Raw genomic sequence first — 19,959 nt, forward strand, 5'->3', positions numbered from 1 at the left:
TACCGTTCATATAAAATACGATCAAATCCGCAAAGAAAGCTTACTAAATCTTACTAAATCTTAAAAAAACTTGACAAACGCTCTTTTTGAAATATAATGGAAAAATATACCATAAGTGGAGTTATTATATGAGTGTAAGTATTACCATTAAGGATGCGGTAAAAATTTTTGACGGTAAAACGATAATCGACAAATTGAATGTCGGTGTCCGTGCGGGAGAATTTTTTACGCTGCTCGGCCCGTCGGGCTGCGGCAAAACGACGCTGTTGCGCATGATCGCCGGTTTTAATTCCATCGAAGGCGGCGATTTCTATTTTAACGATAAGCGCATAAACGATTTGGATCCTTCGAAGCGGAATATCGGTATGGTGTTCCAAAATTATGCGATCTTTCCGCATTTGACGGTCAGAAAAAACGTCGAATTCGGTTTGCAAAATAAAAAATTGACAAGGACGGAAATACATAATCAAGCGGAAAAGTTTTTAAAATTGATGCAGATCGATCAGTTCGCGGAACGGATGCCGAGCCAGCTTTCCGGCGGTCAGCAGCAGCGCGTCGCGATCGCGCGTGCACTCTGCATCGAACCGAGCGTCTTGCTGATGGACGAACCGCTTTCCAATCTCGACGCGAAGCTCCGCGTTGAAATGCGTTCGGTTATCCGCGAAATGCAGAAAAAAATCGGCATTACGACGATCTACGTTACACACGATCAGGAAGAAGCGATGGCGGTTTCCGACAGGATCGCCGTTTTGAACGGCGGCGTTATCCAGCATATCGGAACGCCGAAAGCGATCTATCAGCGCCCCGTCAATATGTTCGTCGCTTCGTTTATCGGCAGAAGCAATTTAATAAACGGTAAACTCACCGTCCGCGGCGGCTCGTGCTTTTTGTCGGTATTCGATTACGAAGTCGAAGTGAAAAACGTGCAGGATCGGTATAAGCACGATCAGGATGTCGTCGTCTCCATACGGCCGGAAGAATTCCTTATGCGGAAGCATGGCGAAGACGGGATATCCGCAAAGATCTTCGACTGCATTTTCCTCGGTTTGAGCACGCACTTTGTCATCACGCTGCCCGACGGCATGGAAATCGAAACGATTCAAATTTCGGCGCTCGACGATTTATTAAAAAAAGACAGCGATATAAAGCTCGGTCTCGATATCGATAAGATCAATATTTTTACCGCCGACGGAGAACACAATATTTTGTCCGGCGTAAAAGACGACAATGCGGACACGGAGAGCGTACATGCTGCACAATAAACGAAAAGTTGATGTTTGGACATTTGTGTCTCTCGTCATCATGGCGGCGTTTATATTGACGCTGCTCTATCCGATGATAAAGATCTTCAGGCTGGCGGTGCTCGACGAAAGCGGACGCTTTACGCTGCAGAACTTTGCGACGTTTTTTTCGAAGCCGTACTACAGTCGTACGATATTAAACAGTTTCGAGCTCGCCGTTTTAATTACGCTGTGCTCACTCCTCATCGGTATTCCGTTTTCGTACTTTTATTCGTTTTACGTATTAAAAGGCGCGAAGACGATTTTCATTTTGAGTATTTTGTGCTGTATGTCGGCTCCCTTTATCGGCGCGTACGCGTGGATTCTGCTGCTCGGCAGGTCGGGCGTGCTCACCGTTTTTTTGGAAAACACGCTGCACATAAAAATGTTCGGCAGCATCTACGGTATGGGCGGTATCGTCCTCGTTGAAACGCTTAAACTGTTTCCGCTCGTGTTTATCTATATGAACGGCGCGTTTAAAAACATCGATAACAGTCTGCTCGAAGCATCCGCAAACCTCGGCTGTGTCGGCGTAAACCGTCTGCTCAAAATCATTCTGCGGCTCTGTATGCCGACGATTCTCGCAGCATCGCTGCTCGTGTTTATGCGATCGTTCGCGGATTTCGGAACGCCGCTTTTGCTCGGCGAAGGATTCCGGACGTTCCCGGTGGAGATATACAATCAGTACCTCGGCGAAAACGGAACCGATTTTCATTTTGCGGCGACGATCAGCGTCATCGCAATTGTCATCACGGCGCTCGTGTTTGCATTGCAGAAGTGGGGCACGAATAAATTCAAATTTTCGATCAACGCGCTGCACCCCGTACAAAAGAAAAATCCCGGATTGTTCGGCGGTATTTTGATGAACGCATATTGCTACCTCATCATTGCGTTTTCGTTTTTGCCGCAGCTCTATGTCATCTATCTGTCGTTTAAAAAATGCGATATGGCTGTGTTCAAACCTGGCTTTTCGTTCGACAGCTACCGTGCTGCGGCCAGACGGCTCTTGTTCCGTTCGTTTTCCAATTCTCTGCTTATCAGCGGTCTTGCACTGCTCGTCATTATTTTGCTTTCGATCTTTATCGCGTACCTCGTCGTGCGCCGTTCCAATCTCTGGAACAATTTGATCGATTCCATTTCGATGATCCCGTATATTATCCCCGGTTCGGTTATCGGCATTGCGCTCGTCATCGCGTTCAGCAATAAACCTCTGGCGCTGACGGGGACGATGCTCATCATGATCATTTCGTTTGTCATACGACGTATGCCGTATACGATACGTTCGGCGACGGCAAACCTTATGCAAATCCCGATGAGCATCGAAGAAGCGTCCATCAGTCTCGGCACGTCAAAGCTGAAAACCTTCCGCGCCGTCACCGTACCGATGATGACGAACGGCATTTTGTCGGGTGCGATTTTGAGCTGGGTTTCGCTCGTAACGGAACTGTCGAGTTCCATCATCCTGTACAACAACAGCACGATCACGCTGACGATGTCCGCATACGTTTCTATCGCGATGGGAAATTACGGGATGGCGTGTGCATTTTCGTCCATCTTGACGGTTTTGACTTTCGTATCGCTGCTCGTCTACCTGAAAGTGAGCGGCGCAGAGGATATACAGGTATAAAAAACATTGTACTTTTGAGGTTCTCAAATTAGTTTTCAAATTTACAAAATATGGAGGTATTTATGAAAACGAAATCGATAATTTTTGCCGCGTTGTTGGCGAGTCTGTGTCTTCCGGTTTTTTCTCTCGGAGAATCCGACAAAAAGAACAACAGGATCGTTTTGTATTCTTCGATGACTGAAAACGATATCGGCAATTTAACGAAATTATTCGAAGCGAAAAATCCGGGAATGACGATCGAAGTCGTCAACGGTTCTGCCGGCGAATTGACCGCGCGGATCCGCGCGGAAAAAAACAATCCGCAGGGCGACGTCATGTGGGGCGGTCTTTCGAACAGTGACGGTAAAATCAATGCCGATCTCTTCGAACCGTTTTTGACGAAGTACGAACCGGAGATCATGGCCGACTACCGATCGAACAACGGTTTTTACAATCTCGATCACCTTTCGACCGTCGTGTTCTGCGTCAACACCGATTTGGAAAAGCAGCTCGGTTTGAACATCAAAGGTTATCCCGATTTGCTCGATCCGAAATTAAAAGGCAAAATCGTTTTTTCGGATCCCAATTCGTCGTCCGCCGCGTGGAACAATGTGTGCAATATCATGTCCGTGTACGGAAACGACAGCCCGAAGGCATGGGATTACATCGAAAAACTTATTAAAAACGGCCTCGTCGTTTCGACGTCGTCTTCCGTGTGTTTCAAAAGCGTACAGACGGGCGAATATGTCGTCGGATTGACGTATGAAGACGGCGCTTCGACGCTGCTGAAATCCGGTGCAACGAACATCAGAATGGTGTATCCGGCAGAAGGGACGTCCGCATCGGCGTTCGGCTGCGCGATGATTAAAGGCTGCAAAAATCCCGAAGGCGCAAAAATACTCATAGAATTTTTGATGAGCCCGGAAGGCGAAACGGAACTCGGCAACGCGCTGCAGACGCTGCGCTTGACGAATACGAAAGCGACGTATACGTCGAAGTATCTGCCCGCAAGTAAAGACGTGAAATGGGTGAGCCGCGATATCGATTGGCTTATCGCGAATAAAAAAGCGGTGCTTGAACGGTGGAACTCGATTTACACGTCGAATCATAAATAAGGAAAACGCTGCGAAAAGCGCTTTACATGAGGAGGGGCTGCCCAAAAACTGAAGTTTTTGGGCAGCCCCTTTTTTCATTTTCATTTGCCACGAATGCAAAAATACTATATGCTTGCGCCTATGCGACAGGCGGTACATAAAATTGTTAAAAAGCGCATCGAAGGCGTCGGTGCGAACCTTCGGCGGATAACGCTCATTCTCATTGCGGCGGTCATTTCCGCACTCAATATGAAAACCTTTATCCGTGCGGGCGATCTCTTTCCCGGCGGTTTTACCGGCTTGACGCTGCTCATCCGGCACGTTGCGCACACGTATTTTTCGCTTGATCTTCCGTACAGTCCCGTCATGCTCGTCATGAACGTCATCCCTATCGTCATCGGATTTAAATATGTCGGCCGACGCTTTACGCTGTACACTTGTCTCATGGTTGTCACCTCTTCCGTACTCGTCGACCTCTTTCCCGATTTTGCGATTATCGACGACGTGCTGCTGTGTGCCGTTTTCGGCGGTATCATTGTGGCGTTTTGCGGGTATCTGTGTCTCAGAGCCGGAGCGTCGGGCGGAGGCACGGAACTCATCGCCATTTTCATTTCCGAAAAATACGGCAGAGATGCGTGGAATTATATGCTCGTCTTTAACGCTGCGATCCTTTTGGTCGCCGGCGCTATCTTCGGCTGGGAGCGCGCGCTCTATTCGATCTTTTTCCAATTTTCAGCGACGCAGCTGCTCAATTCCATATACAAGCGTTATCAAAAGACGACACTCTTTGTCATTACGAACCGCCCTGACGACGTGTATCGAACGATTCACGAAATTACGAACCACGATGCGACGGTCTTCAAAGGCAAGGGGTGCTATCTGGGAGCCGAGCGCGATTTGGTATATTCGGTCGTCGCCGCCGACGAAGTGCAAAAAGTTGCGCGGAAAATAAAAGAAGTCGATACGCTCGCCTTTATCAATATCCTCCACTCGAAGCAAATTCTCGGCCGATTTTTCCTTCGTCCGAACGATTAAAACAATCGGGCGTTCGGCGCTTTTCCCATGCCGAGAGAGAGGGAAGAACGCTTCCGCAATTTTCGGCGTACAATCATGCCGTACTTCGGCGCAAAAATCATCGTAAAAACGAAAAACAGCGCTTCGGTTAAAATAATGCACGCGCCGGTCGCTCCGTTCAAAAAATAGCTTGCGTAAGTGCCGACGAGCGCACTCGATGCAGCCGACAGCGCGGCAAGACAAAGCATGCGGTCAAGTCTGTCCGTTAAAAGATAGGCGATGCAGCCCGGTATAATCAGCATTGCAACCGTAAGCAAAATCCCGACTGCTTGCAGCGAAGCGACGATCGTCAGCGCCGTAAGCGCAAGAAAAAGATAATGTATAAACGCTACGTTGAGCCCGATCGCTCTCGCATGATTTTGATCGAACAAATACAAAAGAATATCCTTGCGCTTGGCGACGACCAGCACAAGCGTTATAAGCGAACAGACAACCGCCTGTATCATATCGCGCTTTTCAATTCCCAAAAGGCTCCCGAACAAAATGTGCATAAAATGGATGTTCGAACTCACCTTCGTAACGAGAATCAAACCCAGCGCCATCATGCCGGTAAAGACCGCGCCCATAACCGAATCTTCACGGATGCGGCTCCGCTCTTTTATCCAACCGGTGGCGGCCGCGTTAAGCAAGCCCGCCGCAAAGGCGCCCACTCCCAGCGGAATATGACCGAGGTAAGCGACGACGATTCCCGGCAGTACGGCGTGTGAAATCGCATCTCCCATGAGCGACCATCCCTTTAAAATAAGGTAGCACGAAACGGCTGCGCACACGCAGCCGACCAAAGCCGCAATCACGAGCGCCTTTACCATAAAGCCGTACATAAACGGTTCGATAAGTTTTGTCCACAACATACCTTTCTCCCAACAGACTTCCGCTTATTACTTTTTTTCGGGCGGCGCGGTTTTCGCGCCAGCGAAAACCGCCGGGCTTTCCGCACTTCCGCTTTCGCTTCATTCGCCGGTTCACAGCTTTGCAATCCGGCGAACGCCTCCGGCGGTGCTCCAATCCCTGCCGCAAAAAGTACCTTCAGCCTTCGATCGTCCTTTTCGCAAAAAAATCCCTTACAGCCTTTGCCGCGTTCATCCTTGCGGCAAGTATTCCGTGACGCGGCGCAAAAAAGAGGACGGCTAAAAAAAACAAAAACTGCAGCGCAACGATGCAGCCGCCTGCCGACCCGTTCAAAAAATAACTGATATACGCGCCGGCGGAAGACGTAAGCACGCCGATAATCGACGCGAGGCGCATCATCGAAGGAAATGTATCCGTAAGCAAATAGGCGGCTGCTCCCGGCGTTACAAGCATTGCGACGACCAAAATACTGCCGACCGTTTGCAGCGCGGCGATCGCCGTAACGGCAAGCAGCGTAAGCAGCAAGAGGTACAAGACATTCGTGTTGAGTCCTATCGCGCGCGCCTGCGCCGGGTCGAACGAAAAAAGGCGCAAGTCCTTCCACTTGAGCAAAATAATCGCAAGGCTGCTTCCGGCGATGATCAGCGTTTGAACGATGTCGCGGTCGGCGATGCCGAGAATGTTTCCCATAACGATCGTCGAAAGCGTTATGTTGCTCGGAAACAGCGAAATAAGCAAAACGCCCAAGGCAAAAAAAGTCGTATACACGATTCCGATAACGGCGTCTTCTCGGATCCTCGTGCGCTTTTTTATAAAGCCCATCGCAAGGGCGGCGAGCATACCGCTTATAAACGCGCCGACCGAAAACGGTATGCCGATTATGTACGCAAGGGCAACCCCCGGAACCACCGCATGCGACAAGGCATCGCCGAGCAGCGACCAGCCTTTGAGTACGACAAAGCACGAAAGCAGCGCGCACACACCGCCGATAAAGCCGCTGACGAGGATCGCCTTTACCATGTATTCATATTGAAACGGAATCAATAAATTCGAAAGCATTCATATTCCTCCGCAATTCCCTTATGCCGATTATTTCGGCAAAGCGGCTTCAATATTTCTGACGCCGCGCCGATAGGGCTTACCTTCCCGCTTTGTAATCAGGGCGCCTTCATCGTCGGTAAACACTCTGAACTCGTGCGTACTGTCTTCGGGATTGTCGGTGTGATCGAGTTTAATGCTGCGCAGCGCGCCGCCGAACGCTTTTATAAGATTGTCGGCCGTAAAAGTCGTTTCCGTCGGGCCTGCGGCAAGCACCGTTTTGTTGATAATCACGACGTGATCGCAGAATTCGGGAACAGAACCCAAATCGTGCGTCGACACGAAAATCAAGTGTCCGTCGTTTTTAAGCTCACGCAAAAGATCGATTATCGCCGTTTCGGTTTTAACGTCGACTCCGGTAAAGGGCTCGTCAAGCAGGATGATTTTTCCCCGCTGCGCCAAAGCGCGCGCAAGAAAGACCCGCTTTTTTTGCCCGCCGGAAAGTTCTCCGATTTGGCGGTCTTTAAACTCGAGCATTTGCACGCGCTCAAGACTGCGTTCGGCAATTTCTTTGTCTTCCCTATTCGGTATGCGCAAAAAATTCATATAACCGTAGCGCCCCATCATAACGACGTCCCATACGCTTACCGGAAACGACCAGTCCACTTCTTCCGACTGCGGCACGTAGGCAAGCAAGTGATGTTTTTGCGCCACCCTCACCGGCTCGCTGCAGATTGTTACGGAACCGCTCATCGGTTTAATAAAACCCATTATCGTTTTAAAAAGCGTGGACTTGCCGCTGCCGTTTACGCCGACGAGCGCCGTAATCGTTCCTTTTTGCAAGCGGAACGACGCATCGTAGAGCGCAACGTGGCCGTTATTGTACGCGACGCTTACGTTTTGTACCGCAAGTTCAACGGGAACCTCCCTATCGGTATTCATATTTTGCCTCGCATTATTTTGATAAACTGTCTTGAAATCCCCTTACAATCGTATCCGCATTGTATTCGAGCATTTTCAAATAGGTCGGCGCATCCCCGTCTTCGTAGGTTAAAGAATCGACGTACAAAACACCGCCGTAATAAGCGCCGGTTTCTTTGCACACTTGCAGCTGCGGCTTATTGCTGATCGTACTTTCGGAAAATGCGACGGGAATGTGATTTTTCCGTATCGTGTCCACAACTTTTTGAATTTGCTGCGGTGTGCCTTCTTCATCGGCGTTTACCGGCCACAGGTACAATTCCTTCATATTGCAGTCGCGGATAAGATATGAAAAAGCGCCTTCGCAGGTTACGAGCCAACGCTGCTCTTCGGGGATTTCGGAAAGCTTGTCCGCCAAAAAGCCGTCGATTTTTTTAATGCTTTCGCTGTAGGATGCCGCGTTTGCGTTAAACGTTTCGGCATTGGCAGGATCCAAAGCGACAAAGGCCTTTCGGATATTTTCGACATAGACGAGGGCGTTTTTCGGCGACATCCACGAGTGAGGATTGGGCATGCCGTTGTACGGACCTTCGCCGATACCCAGCGGCTCTATGCCCTCGCTCAGCGTTGCGCTCGGGACGTTTTTAACGCTTCCCATAAATTTTTCGAACCAGCGCTCAAGGCCGAAGCCGTTACGCAAAACCAAATCCGCAGACTGCGCCTTTACGACGTCGAGCGGCGTCGGTTCGTATTCGTGAATTTCCGCACCGGGCTTTGTAATCGATTCGACGAGAATCTTATCGCCCGCAATATTTTGCGCCATATCCTGCAAGATCGTAAAAGTCGTTACGACACGCTTGGGACGTGCCGAATCCTGAGCGCTCGCCGCATCCGCACTTTTTTTTGCGCATCCGGTAATACAGACGGCGCACAACACTGCCGCCGCGGCAATCGAAGCGGCGGTGAACCCTATGTTTTTTTTCATATCAACTCCTATAACAAGCGCTATTTCAGGCGCCGTTTTTTATCATACCCCCGGCAATATACGTAGTACATACTACATAATAACGCCGGACTTCTCCTCTGTCGACACTCGTAGCAGCCGGGGTATTCCGATAATGTAGTATGTACTACATACTGCCCGCCATAAATGTAGTACATACTACCTCACTTTGTCAAGAGGTAAACCTTAAAAATTATATAAAAAATTGATATGGAATTTAATGCTCGGCTATAAAATTTTTCATACACTCGAGCGTCTCGGCGCTGATGTGATGTTCCAAACCCTCGGAATCGATGACGGCGGTTTTTTCGCTCACACCGATTTTCAGTAAAAAATTTCGGACAATACCATGCCGCTTGGTACATTTTCGTGCAAGCGCATAGCCGTCAGCTGTGAGGACTATCGGTTTGCGCGCTTCGGTTTCTATAAAACCGTTGGCCTTTAACCGCTGCAAAACTTGGATAACGGATACGTGACTCACGCCGAAATACCGCGCGAGATCCATGACGCGGCATTCGCCGGCCTCTTTAATTATTTTTGCGATAACTTCGGTGTAATCTTCGAGTGTTTCCGCCGCGTGATCGGCGCGGGTACGTAAAAAAGCAAGCGATGCTTCCGTTTTTTCTTCCGGCATTATGCGCTCCGTCTCCGTATCGTTCGAATCCTTTCCGGCATACTGCATCGTAAAAAGGATTTTGCATTATACACTATAAATCGTTTTTTTTCAAAAGGCCGAGAGCGGAGGGTTCATCGTCGTTTTGAAGTATGCGTATGAAAGCGTCGGTTCAATAAGCGCATTGGTGTCCGCCAGACAATCAATCCCATTCATGCCGCATTTCCTTTTGCATTGCAAGACCGTCGCGCCGTATGTTTACACTGCCGAAATATTGCGATAAATCATGTCCCCGTATTTGTTCGGTATTCTTTTTGTAACGGTACAAAATATATTCGACATAATTTTCGATATCCGCAAGGTGTTCCTGCGGTACCGCCTTTATCTGCTCAAAAAGCGTTTCGTATGCCATATTTCACCTTCGCTTTACATCGGGATATATCGATTATAACGCAAGTTTTCCTTTTCCCCTATTGCAGTATCAGGGCGTACGAACCCGACGAAAATCCCGCCTTGCTCACAATGCATTATTTCAGTATATTATTAGATTGAATGGCGAGTTTGGAAAATGTTAACCGATAAAGCTGTGCTTACGGCGAGAACTTCGTTCGGCTTCGCCTCACTACCGAGTTTGCTCTGCAAACTCGCCTGTGTGCCGGAACCTCGCCTCCGCACGATTTTATTTATTTTCAAAACTCGACCTTCAGCTGATGCGCTGACGGAAAGTTGGAATTATTAGGAGCAATCGTGTATAAGTATGTGACGATGTCGCCTCGATGCGACGATGAAGACGATGATGAAAAGAAAAAGATGCCGGAGATGCCCGATCCGCTTACGGAAAAATTCTTAAAGACGCGGCAGATTATCCTGTCGGGCGAAATCAATAAAGATTTGGCGGATAAAGTCGTGCGCCAGCTGCTCGTGCTCGAAGCGGCAGACGATAAAAAAACTATCTATATGTATATCGATTCGCCCGGCGGAGATGTCGATGCGGGTTTTGCGATCTTCGATATGATCCGCTTTATCAAAGCGCCGGTAGTCCTCATCGGCATGGGACTGGTTGCAAGCGCGGCCGCCCTCGTGCTGCTCGCCGTTCCGAAAGACAGGCGCGCGGGGCTTCCGAACAGCCACTATCTCATCCACCAGCCGATGAGCGGCATGAAAGGCGTCGCGACGGACATCGAAATCCACGCGAAAGAGCTCGCAAAAACGCACGCGAAACTCAACCGCATCATCGCCGAAGAAACGGGTACGAGCGAAGAGCAGGTCGCAAAGGATACCGACCGCGATCACTGGCTCGACGCCGACGAAGCGAAGCAATACGGTCTTATCAGCCGTGTCGTTAAAACGCGGGCGGAAATTGTCAAAGGTGATTCCGGCGCGAAATAAATCGATATGACATTCCTTTTGACCGAAGAGCTTGCGGACGCAATCGTATCCGCGCTCGAAAATCAAGAACGGCGTTTCGTCGTGGACGCTGAAAAACAAGAGCTTTCGGATGCGGCTTCGGTCGAAGCGGATGAAGTACGCTACTATGCATTGCCCGAATGGGATTCCGCGGCAGGTTTTACATTGCGGGAAGCTTTCGCCGCTTCCGTATATGCGCCGCTTGTTCGTGCCGAGCTGCAGGATGCTTTGCATTCGGGAAGGGGGGTATTCAGAAATTTCAAGACTGTCTTAAAAAAATTTCCTGAAGTCGAAAAACGGTGGCATCGATTCAAAAACAAAAAGCTCCGTGAATACATCGGCGGATGGTACAACGATTTGCGTGAAATATGGGGTTTGGAAAAGCTCGATCATATCGTTGAAGAATACGACGATTTGCTTCGAAACGACTTCACATTTCAGGCATACGATTCCGCACGGGACGCGGATTGCATCCTTCATTCGGTATGCGTGCGCGGTTTTTATTCCGCTTTGCCGGACGATACGGATTGCGATGAAATCGAAAAAGCGGCAGACGAATTATGGCGGCAGCTTTTCGCATTCGGAGAATCCGCACATCAAATCGGATTCGTTTGCCGCACGCCGGACGGCGATTTTGCCGGATGTATTACGGCGGCGGACGTTTCGTCCCGAACGAAAACGACGGCCGTTTTAACAAGTTTTTTCGTGCCCGAAAGCTATCGAGGCTTGGGCATCGGAAGCGAACTTTTTTCACTGTGCCTCGCCGGCCTTCAAAAGCGTGGCAAGCGTTATGTAGTGACTGCAAACACGATTATACCCGACAGCCTCGTCGCTCTGTTCGAGCGCAACGGTTTTCAAAAAACAGGCTCGGGTTTTGCAGCGAAGATTCAGTAATTTTATTTTGATTTGAAGAGGTAATGATATGGCATTCCAACGAGAGATTGAAATCGACAAAGAGCGCGTAACGTCTTTTTTGAAAAACGCGCTGAACAAAGTGATGACCGAAGAAAATCCGGATCTGCTCAACGATTTGAAGAAAATATTCAAACGGACGATTCCGTTTTCGAAACGCATGTACGTCGCCGCATATCTGACAAAAGAGATGCAGGGAAGATTTCACGGCGCTCCGAACGCGAGACGAAACGACATTTTCATGCACGGCGTGCGCGGCGGAAGAAATTTTAAAGATGCATCCTACGGCAGACCCTCATACAACGACCGGAGGGGAAACGGAGAATCTCTTTCCGATGAACTCCGCGCCGAAGCGCATACCCCGCACCCGCGCGTGCAGATCGACGAATCGCTTGCCGCGACGATATTCATCAGCATCGGGCGGAACAGACGCGTGTATCCGCGCGATCTCGTAGGCCTCCTCGTAAGCGTCGCCGGCCTCGATCGGGACAGAATCGGCGATATCCGCGTACTTGCAAATTATTCGTTCGTGCAGCTGTTCAAAGACGACACGGAAAAAGCGATCGCCGCGCTCAACGGCTACGATTACCGCGGACGGAAACTCGCGGTAAGTTTTTCCCGCCAAAGAGACGACGCATCTGAAAACGGCGGAAACGTATATCCCTCCGATGACGTGCACGATACGATGCAAACGACCGAAGACGCGAAAGCCTACGCCGCTGCGGAAAAGGCCGCTCAGGACAAAGAGCCTTTTACCGCTCCTTCATACAAGAGTGAAGACGAAAATGCGGAAGGCGACGGCTACCTCGTTTGATTGCATCGCATTCGTAAAAATCGTCTTCATATGGAAGCATTAACGATTTTACGGACGGGACCGCTCGGTGTAAACACGTACATCGTGCCGCTTGCAGGAAATGCGGTATGCATCGTCGATCCCGCCGCCTGCGCCCTTTCCGGCGATGAAACGGAAATTACCGGATGGCTCGCCGAACACAAAAAAGAGCCGCGCGCTATCGTTTTGACACACGGGCACTTCGATCATATTTTAGGGCTTCCGATTTTAAAGCGTGCCTACCCCGCCTGTCCGATCGCCGTTCACAAAGACGATGCGTGCCTGCTCGGAGGCGCTTCGGTTCAAATCGAATCGCTTCGCCTCATGGGGCTTGAAGCCGTAGCCGCTGCCCTTCGCGATATGCCGCCTCCGGATCTGACGTTTTCGGGAGGAGAGACGCTCGGAGAAGTCATACCCTGCGAAAAAGAGGACGTGCGCGCTTCTCTTTCACAGTGGAAGACAGTGCATACGCCGGGACATACGCCCGGTTCGATTTGCCTCTACAGCGCCGCGCGGAACGAACTCATCTCGGGCGATACGGTATTTTACCGAAGCTCGGGCCGTACCGATTTACCGGGAGGAGATGAGCGCGCGATGATTGCAAGCCTCGTGTCGATCAAAAAAACGATTCCGCCTGAAACGCTCGTATATCCCGGCCACGACTACTGCGGCTTTCCGATTCGGAAAAATTATTAATATAATTTGAGAGAGTTCCGCCGGCCGATTCGAGCGCCCGCACAATTCACAGGCCGGTTGCGATGTCTTCGAGTGAAAAATCTCCGTGCGGAATTTCCGAAAACTCGTCATGTCTGACGTAGTAGAGCACGCAGCGTACGTTTTTTTCCGGCACATTGAGGAGAGTTGCGACCGCCTTTCTGTAGCACGCTTGCTGACGGTAATACCGCGCAGGATCGATTTCGTGATCGGTTTTGTAATCGATGATCGTATACGTGCCCTCTCCGTTGTCGAAAACCAAATCGATCGAACCCGTGACGATGTAACCGTCGATGCACATCTTAAAGGCGTATTCGGTTTTTAACCACGCGCCTTCTTCCCGCGCTTTTAGGGCACGCGCACCGTATTCGGACGCTGCAAAGCGCGCACAGATTTTTTCACACACGGCGCTCAGTTTGTTTCGCTGCGCTTCGGACAATTTTCGCATATATTTTTCGGAAGAGAGTTTTATCTCGGCGGGATCGAAACCGTTCATAGCGTTTTCAAGGCAGGCGTGAACGAGCGTGCCGAATTCGTCGAAACCGAAGCGCACGTTTTCTTTTGTAAGTTTTCCAAGCAGTTCGTCGATTTCGGGATAGAGCTCGGGTCGCGCAGGTTCTCCCGTGCGGCCGGTCTCTGCGTCATAAAGATTTTCCAACGAACTCGGCGTAATGCGTTTCGAAAGCACTTCCGGCATTTTAATAAAATCGATATCGGGAGACGAAAAGACCGCGTCGGCATCCCGTATTTTACGATGCCGTACCGCATCGATCGGTTCGCTCATGCGGGATCCCGCGTATATTTCCCGCTTCGATTTTTTTTCGATGCGCTCAAGGTCGAAGGGCGCGCCGCTTGAATATTGCACCGCAGCGTCCGAGTCGAGAAAATCGGGATAATAATATGCGATGACAGGATCGAAAACGGACGCATCGCTTACGCGGTGTTTGTGATCTTTGTCGTACGAATACGTTCCGACAAAATAATAATCTTTGATCGCGCGGGTTGCAGCGACGTAGATCAGGCGGCGGAATTCGGCGATGTCTTTCGCACGGTTTTCGTCGCGCTGTTTGATAAAAAAATAATTTCGCTCCCCTTCGGCGGGTTTCAGCGAAACGCCCGCTTCTTCGCTGAAAAAATATTTTTCTTCGCTGTCGTTTTTTACGTTGTCGAAAGCGCCGAGAACGAACACGTGATCGAACTGCAAGCCCTTGCTTTTGTGAACGGTCATTATCTGCACGGCGTCGATTTTTTCGAGCGGATAGGATATGTCGCTTACTCCCGTATCGTCGTTGCCGAAGCCTCTATCCGCTTCTTTTTGAGATGCGAGCATATCGACAAAATACGCCGCATCTTTTCCGTCCGCATCCGCCTGCCGCGCCGCTTCGAACAGCAGATCGTACTGTTCGGCAAAGAGGCTCACCGCGCGGTTCAGCATCGTTTCATAGCGATAGCCCATATCGTACCACAGCGTATTGAGCGTTTTCGTGAGCGGTTCGGCGAGCACGCGCTCCTTATGCGTTTTAAAAAAATCCGCTGCGCGGATATAGCGCTCTCTTTCGATCGACCCCTCGGCAAATATATCGATAATTTTTTTATCGTCCGAAAACGGGGCGAATATAAAATCTTTACTGCGATAATCCGTCGAGTTTGCCAAGATGATTTTCACATCGTTTTCGGTAAGGCCTACGAAGGGCGAACACAAAAATGCCGCAAAAGCATTCATGTCCGACGGATAAACGCAGAGCCTGAGGAATGCGTATATATCGTTTGCGGGAGCATCGGCAAAGAGGTCGATTTGGCGGTCAATCACGTACGGAATGTGAAACCGTTCGAGCCGGCGCTTCAAATAATTTCTGTGCGTGCGCGACCTGTCGAGTACGACAAACGACGCATAGGGCTCCCCCGCTTCATGCATTTTAGCAATTTTTTCCGCGATGTAATACGCGAGCTGTTCCTGCACGTCGGGCACGAGACCCGATTCCTTTTCGAGAGCGTAATCGTTTTTATTGTACGGCAAAAGCGCGAAGTGAGATCGGATATTCGATTTATCGAGCGCAATCGGAGCTTTGCGTTCGTGAGTGCTTTTATCGACATGGCGGGCGACGGTATCTTCCGTGTACAGCGCTTCATAAGGAGCGCCGAAGATTTGCGGAAAAAGAGAGGGCACACCGTCTTTACGAACATAGTCATCGCCTGATTTATAGAAACCGCCGAAGATTTGATTAAAGCTCGTAAGCAGTTCCGGAAACGATCGGTAATTGTACACCATGCGGAGTTCCGCTTCGTCTTCGCCGCGGGCAAGGTCGCGCTTCAATTCATTGAATACCGACACATCGGCTCCGCGGAATTTATAGATCGACTGTTTTTCATCGCCGACAAAAAATAATGTATCGCCGGCAATATTCGGCACGAGCGCTTTTCGAATCGCAGCCGGATCATCTGTGGAGACTTCAGTATATTCGTCGAGGCGTTCGGCGAGGAGAAAGAGAAGATCGCGATTTCGACCGTTGTTGTCCTGAAATTCGTCGATCATGATTTTATTGAATGCGGCCTTTTCCTGATTGCGGATATCTTTTTGTTCGATCAATATTTTCAACGCCATATCGCTCACGTCTTTAAACGTCAGCGCGCCCGACGTCCGCTTTTGCCGGTTTACAAGTTCGAGCAGTTCATCGAAGAGACTGCACATATCTTTGATATACGGAAACTCTTTGACATACACGGCAAGCGACGCAAGTTCGTCGGCATACTGCTGCAAGCCGCCGGTACACGCTCGTATCGCTTTGAGCGGGGCAGATGCGTTTCCGGGCTTAAAGGCGGATAAAACTGCGACCCAATTCGCAAGGGGAAAAATTTTTTCGTACAACGCTTCGCTCGCCTCCACGTCTTCGGGTGAAAACACCGTCGAAGCGAAATCGGGAAGCGGCTCTGTTTCGAAAAAGGAAAAAAGTTTTACGGCGGCGGCGTTTTTTTGCCACTTGCATGACGCATCGCTTTTTGCCTCATTGCACAGCGCAAGCGCGCTTGAAGCGATATCGATGAGGGAGCCCTCCCCTTTATCGTTTACGATTTTTTTCCACGCATCGGAAATTATCGATTTTTGCGTTTCGAGAGAGCGCGTAAACCGTCCGCTTTCGGTTGCAAGAGAAGTGTAGTCGCCGATAATCTTTGCGACAAGGGAATCGGAAAACTCCTGCACTTTGCCCGCTTCGGCAAAATGGCGGATGCACGGGCGCGAAAGATTTTTCAACACAAAGGGCAGCGCAATTTTTTTAATATTTTGTTCGCTGTCCGCGCTTCCCGTTGTAAAATCCGGACGGATGCCGTAACGGTTCGCAGCTTGACGCACGACGGCGCCGCAGTACGAATCGAGCGTTTGGATGCGGGCGTCGGCAAATTCGTTTACCGCCCGTGCGGCGTTTTTTCTTTGGCGTTCGGGTACCCGTTCGTTTTTTGAAAAAAAGACGAGCGTTTTGTAAATGCGCGCATACATTTCGGCGGCGGCTTTTTTCGTAAACGTCAGTGTCAAAACAGCCGGCGCTCTGATATCGTCGAATTCCATAACGAGCCACGCAAAGCGCGTCGCGAGCACTTGCGTTTTACCCGAACCCGCTCCCGCAGCGACGACGGCGTTTTTTACGGAGCAGCACACTTTTTTTTGCTGATCGTCGAGCGGATGTTCCAAAAGATCAAGGTATGCATAATCATTTTTCATCGCAGGCTCCCGAGTTACAGTTTGTGAGATGCGACCGTATAGGCCGTGCGGCAGATCGTTTTAAAATCGCATGCCATACAGTCCGAATACACGTCGGGTACGATAAGCGCGTCGTCTCCGTGCCGCACTCCTCGAAGCGGTTCCGGATTTCCGTTTTCGACGGTTTCGTAAAAGAGGGAAGCATAGCGGTCGAATACCGAAAGCGTCGGCGCATAGGACTCCGGCAGTTTTTTATCGTCGCCGTAGTCGATGACGACGGTATTGTCGCCCGCATTTTTTATCGAACAGAAGACCATTTTATCGACTTTAACGGGATCGGTAAGATTCCACAAGGTTACATACATCGCGCATTGAAAATTTTTAAGCGTACCCGTCGTTTCATCCGCGCGGCACGAAACGATCGACGGGGGAACGGTATTTTTATAATCGACGATGATAATCCTGCCCGCGTCATCGGAAAGAACGCAGTCGATTTTTCCGAAATACTTATAGCGCTTTCCGCTCTCCCACGCTTCACATGACGCTTCCGTCGAAACGACGCGGCAGCCGCCGAATCCTTTCCCCTGTTTGCAAAACTCGTGCAAAAAATCGATGATGATTTTTTCGAATTTACCGCTTTGCGCTTCGAGTACGCGGAGCGCGATCGGGCTTTGATAAAAATCGAACGACTTGTCGCAGATCGCTTCTCCTGTTTTTTCTTTTATTAATTTTCGTATGTCGTTTTCACGCTCTCCGAACGTTCCGTCTTCACTCGTAACCGGCAGCGTATCAAAGCTTTTAAAAAGCAGTTCGAGGATTTTATGATTGATATTTCCCTGATCGTATTTTTCGAACAAGGACGCGTCGAGGGAATCTTCACGGAGTTTGACGACCGATTTGAACAGCCATTTCCGGGGACACGGAAAAAAATCGCGCATATCGCTTTGGGTGATCTTTACTACCGAAGCATCTTCACTTGAAGAGCCGTTCAATGTGCGGCGCTCTTTTAAAACATAATCGATTATTTTTTTGACGCCGGTATCTACGGATTGCGCGCAGGGAGTGTTTAGGGAAAAATCGGAAGACGCTTTCCAGTTTTCATACTGCGCTTTTTGCAGATCGCTCAAAGCACGGGGAGCATCCGATTCCGATAAAAACCATTTTCTTTCGTTAAGGATAAAATCGTCTGCATCGAGTTCGTCGAAGGGCGTGTGATTTTTTTCGACGGGAGCGATATTGAAATACGTATGCGGGATCGCAAAACCTGAGAAAGTTTGTTCGCTGCACGAAAAGATACTCCGCGCGCCGCCCGCATTATTAAATTTTCCGTACAGTCTGATAAAGGCGGTAGACGCCGCATCGGAATCCCGTATGCCGAGCGCACGGCGTTTTTGCGTATTGAGAAAACCGAGCGGCTTACGGACGACGGTGAGAGCGTCCTGCGTACAGTTGATGACGATGTTGACAGGATAGGCGGCGCAGGCCGCGACTTTATAATCGAAGACGGAAACGCCCGAAAGCGCATCCTGCGGACGATAGGTTTTACTTCGCAGCTCGTTGATAAAAAAAGAAAACGGCGAGCGCAGTTTTAAACCGAGCGGTTCGATATAATCTTTTTCGATAGCGACAAGCGTTTCGAGTTCGGCAATGCAGCGACCGAGGATATTGTTCGCTTCGATGCTGAACTCGTCGTCGGAAAGGAATTCGTTTTTAAATATAAGCCACGCCGTCCGCAAGCCTTCGAAGGACTTCGCCCCCGTAACGGCTTCGATCGATTTTTTCAAGCGCTTGTACAATTCAAGCTCGCGCTCGCTTTTCCCCGATTTACCGAGCGCTTCGAGCCACACGTCTTTTTCACCGTAATTGCAGATGCAGTGCAGCCGGTTTCCTTCGCGCACGAGGCTTTCGTTGAGCGCTTTGTTTTTCCACGGCACGCGCCCGTCGAGCACGAGGCGGCGCACGCTGTCGTACGAATAATTATTTTTGCGGCATTCGTCGATATCTTCAAAAATGCTTCCGGCGCTGCCGACCGTAAAGCGCTCGCCGCTTCGCACGACAAAGGGAATGCGGTAGTTCGCAAGTTCCCGTTCGATATACGGCCGGTAAGTTTCGAGTTCGGGAACGTGCAGCGCGATATCTTCATACGAAAGCTCTCCGCCGCTTTTTCCGATGATGTCCCGAATGCAGAGCGCCGTTCTTCGAAGCTCCGTCCTCGCATCGGGATAGACGAACACTTCGCCCGTATGCACTTCTTTTTCGGGAAGCACGTAAGAAGTTATGTTTTCAACTGCGGCAAAGACCGCTTTGTATTCATCGAAATCTTCAAGCTGTTCCGGATAAAAAATAATAAATTTTTTACGCTCTTCCGTAAAATCAGGCATGAGCCATGCAGGCTCGAACATCGACTCTCCCAAAAAATCGACATAGCGCCGGTAGAGCGTGAGGTAGTCTTCATCTTCATCGTCTGCCGCTTCGGGATGATCGCTTGCATAGCGGGAAAATTTTTCATACCACGTTTTCAAAAGCGGAAGATTTTTTGCGATCCAATCGGCAAACGAATCGGCGTCGTCTGCAAACTGCGGGTTCACGATGCTTTTAAGAATCGGTTTGCCGCTTCGGACACCGGCTGCATTTTCTTCGATAAGATTCCGGACGAACACTTTTCGGAGCACGGCAGGTACGGCATGACGGCCGCTCTCTTTTGCGACGGCGTATTTTTCTTTAAAAGTATCCCACGCGATAAAGCGCTCGAGTGCGACCGCCTTTACGCCCGACGCTTGAGGATTTTTTACGCACCATTCCGCCCACGAAACGAGGGCGACATCGGTCGAAAAGACAAAAATCGTATCTTTATGTTTGAGATTTTCTTTCAGCACATCCGCAATGCGCGCCGGTTCAAGTTCAATACGTTTCATAATAATA

At 49.8% G+C, this 19,959-nt stretch carries 16 protein-coding genes; 8 read left to right on the forward strand and 8 right to left on the reverse strand.

What is annotated here, in order from left to right; genetic code table 11:
* Positions 1 to 128: 128 nt before the first annotated feature.
* From HRI97_RS10830 to HRI97_RS10845, 4 genes are all read left to right on the forward strand, one after another.
* Entirely contained in the window at positions 129 to 1,262 is a 1,134-nt protein-coding gene (locus HRI97_RS10830; protein WP_205075770.1) for an ABC transporter ATP-binding protein, read from the forward strand.
* Positions 1,249 to 2,907: an ABC transporter permease gene (locus HRI97_RS10835; RefSeq protein WP_253725455.1), complete on the forward strand. Its 1,659-nt coding sequence runs from the start codon at positions 1,249 to 1,251 to the stop codon at positions 2,905 to 2,907. The genes HRI97_RS10830 and HRI97_RS10835 overlap by 14 nt, the downstream gene beginning before the upstream one ends.
* Positions 2,908 to 2,969: 62 nt before the next feature.
* On the forward strand, positions 2,970 to 4,001 hold the full coding sequence (locus HRI97_RS10840; RefSeq protein ID WP_253725456.1) for an extracellular solute-binding protein: 1,032 nt from the start codon (positions 2,970 to 2,972) through the stop codon (positions 3,999 to 4,001).
* Positions 4,002 to 4,121: 120 nt separating this feature from the next.
* A complete protein-coding gene (locus HRI97_RS10845) occupies positions 4,122 to 5,015 on the forward strand; it encodes a YitT family protein (protein ID WP_253725457.1) in 894 nt (297 codons plus the stop codon).
* Here the strand turns inward: HRI97_RS10845 and HRI97_RS10850 are convergent.
* The 6 genes from HRI97_RS10850 to HRI97_RS10875 all read right to left on the reverse strand — a co-directional run bounded on the left by HRI97_RS10850 (position 5,012) and on the right by HRI97_RS10875 (position 9,890).
* Positions 5,012 to 5,905, reverse strand: coding sequence for a metal ABC transporter permease (locus tag HRI97_RS10850; RefSeq protein ID WP_253725458.1), 894 nt, complete (start codon positions 5,903 to 5,905; stop codon positions 5,012 to 5,014). The two genes, HRI97_RS10845 and HRI97_RS10850, sit on opposite strands and share 4 nt — an antisense overlap.
* Before the next feature lie 175 nt (positions 5,906 to 6,080).
* Positions 6,081 to 6,962, reverse strand: a complete 882-nt coding sequence (locus HRI97_RS10855) for a metal ABC transporter permease (protein ID WP_253725459.1) — start codon at positions 6,960 to 6,962, stop codon at positions 6,081 to 6,083.
* A gap of 30 nt (positions 6,963 to 6,992) precedes the next feature.
* On the reverse strand, positions 6,993 to 7,883 hold the full coding sequence (locus HRI97_RS10860) for a metal ABC transporter ATP-binding protein (protein ID WP_253725460.1): 891 nt from the start codon (positions 7,881 to 7,883) through the stop codon (positions 6,993 to 6,995).
* Between the two features lie 13 nt (positions 7,884 to 7,896).
* Positions 7,897 to 8,847, reverse strand: coding sequence for a metal ABC transporter substrate-binding protein (locus tag HRI97_RS10865; RefSeq protein WP_180484996.1), 951 nt, complete (start codon positions 8,845 to 8,847; stop codon positions 7,897 to 7,899).
* Positions 8,848 to 9,082: 235 nt separating this feature from the next.
* Complete coding sequence (gene mntR, locus HRI97_RS10870) at positions 9,083 to 9,547, reverse strand: manganese-binding transcriptional regulator MntR (RefSeq protein ID WP_301338887.1); 465 nt, start codon at positions 9,545 to 9,547, stop codon at positions 9,083 to 9,085.
* Positions 9,548 to 9,680: 133 nt separating this feature from the next.
* Positions 9,681 to 9,890: a hypothetical protein gene (locus tag HRI97_RS10875; protein ID WP_253725462.1), complete on the reverse strand. Its 210-nt coding sequence runs from the start codon at positions 9,888 to 9,890 to the stop codon at positions 9,681 to 9,683.
* 353 nt (positions 9,891 to 10,243) lie between these two features.
* Here HRI97_RS10875 and HRI97_RS10880 point away from each other — a divergent pair, with 353 nt between their 5' ends.
* Genes HRI97_RS10880 through HRI97_RS10895 form a run of 4 tightly spaced genes read left to right on the forward strand, consistent with a single transcriptional unit; the run spans position 10,244 to position 13,325 of the window.
* On the forward strand, positions 10,244 to 10,867 hold the full coding sequence (locus HRI97_RS10880; protein ID WP_180487612.1) for an ATP-dependent Clp protease proteolytic subunit: 624 nt from the start codon (positions 10,244 to 10,246) through the stop codon (positions 10,865 to 10,867).
* Between the two features lie 6 nt (positions 10,868 to 10,873).
* Complete coding sequence (locus tag HRI97_RS10885; RefSeq protein WP_253725463.1) at positions 10,874 to 11,779, forward strand: GNAT family N-acetyltransferase; 906 nt, start codon at positions 10,874 to 10,876, stop codon at positions 11,777 to 11,779.
* 28 nt (positions 11,780 to 11,807) lie between these two features.
* Entirely contained in the window at positions 11,808 to 12,611 is an 804-nt protein-coding gene (locus HRI97_RS10890) for a DbpA RNA binding domain-containing protein (protein WP_253725464.1), read from the forward strand.
* Between the two features lie 30 nt (positions 12,612 to 12,641).
* A complete protein-coding gene (locus HRI97_RS10895; protein ID WP_253725465.1) occupies positions 12,642 to 13,325 on the forward strand; it encodes an MBL fold metallo-hydrolase in 684 nt (227 codons plus the stop codon).
* Between the two features lie 46 nt (positions 13,326 to 13,371).
* Here the strand turns inward: HRI97_RS10895 and HRI97_RS10900 are convergent, their stop codons facing one another.
* Both HRI97_RS10900 and HRI97_RS10905 read right to left on the reverse strand, forming a co-directional pair.
* Positions 13,372 to 17,058, reverse strand: a complete 3,687-nt coding sequence (locus HRI97_RS10900) for a UvrD-helicase domain-containing protein (protein WP_253725466.1) — start codon at positions 17,056 to 17,058, stop codon at positions 13,372 to 13,374.
* Positions 17,059 to 17,072: 14 nt separating this feature from the next.
* Entirely contained in the window at positions 17,073 to 19,952 is a 2,880-nt protein-coding gene (locus HRI97_RS10905; RefSeq protein WP_253725467.1) for a PD-(D/E)XK nuclease family protein, read from the reverse strand.
* Positions 19,953 to 19,959: the final 7 nt, after the last annotated feature.

Source organism: Treponema socranskii subsp. buccale (genome assembly GCF_024181585.1).
Lineage (GTDB): Bacteria > Spirochaetota > Spirochaetia > Treponematales > Treponemataceae > Treponema_D > Treponema_D buccale.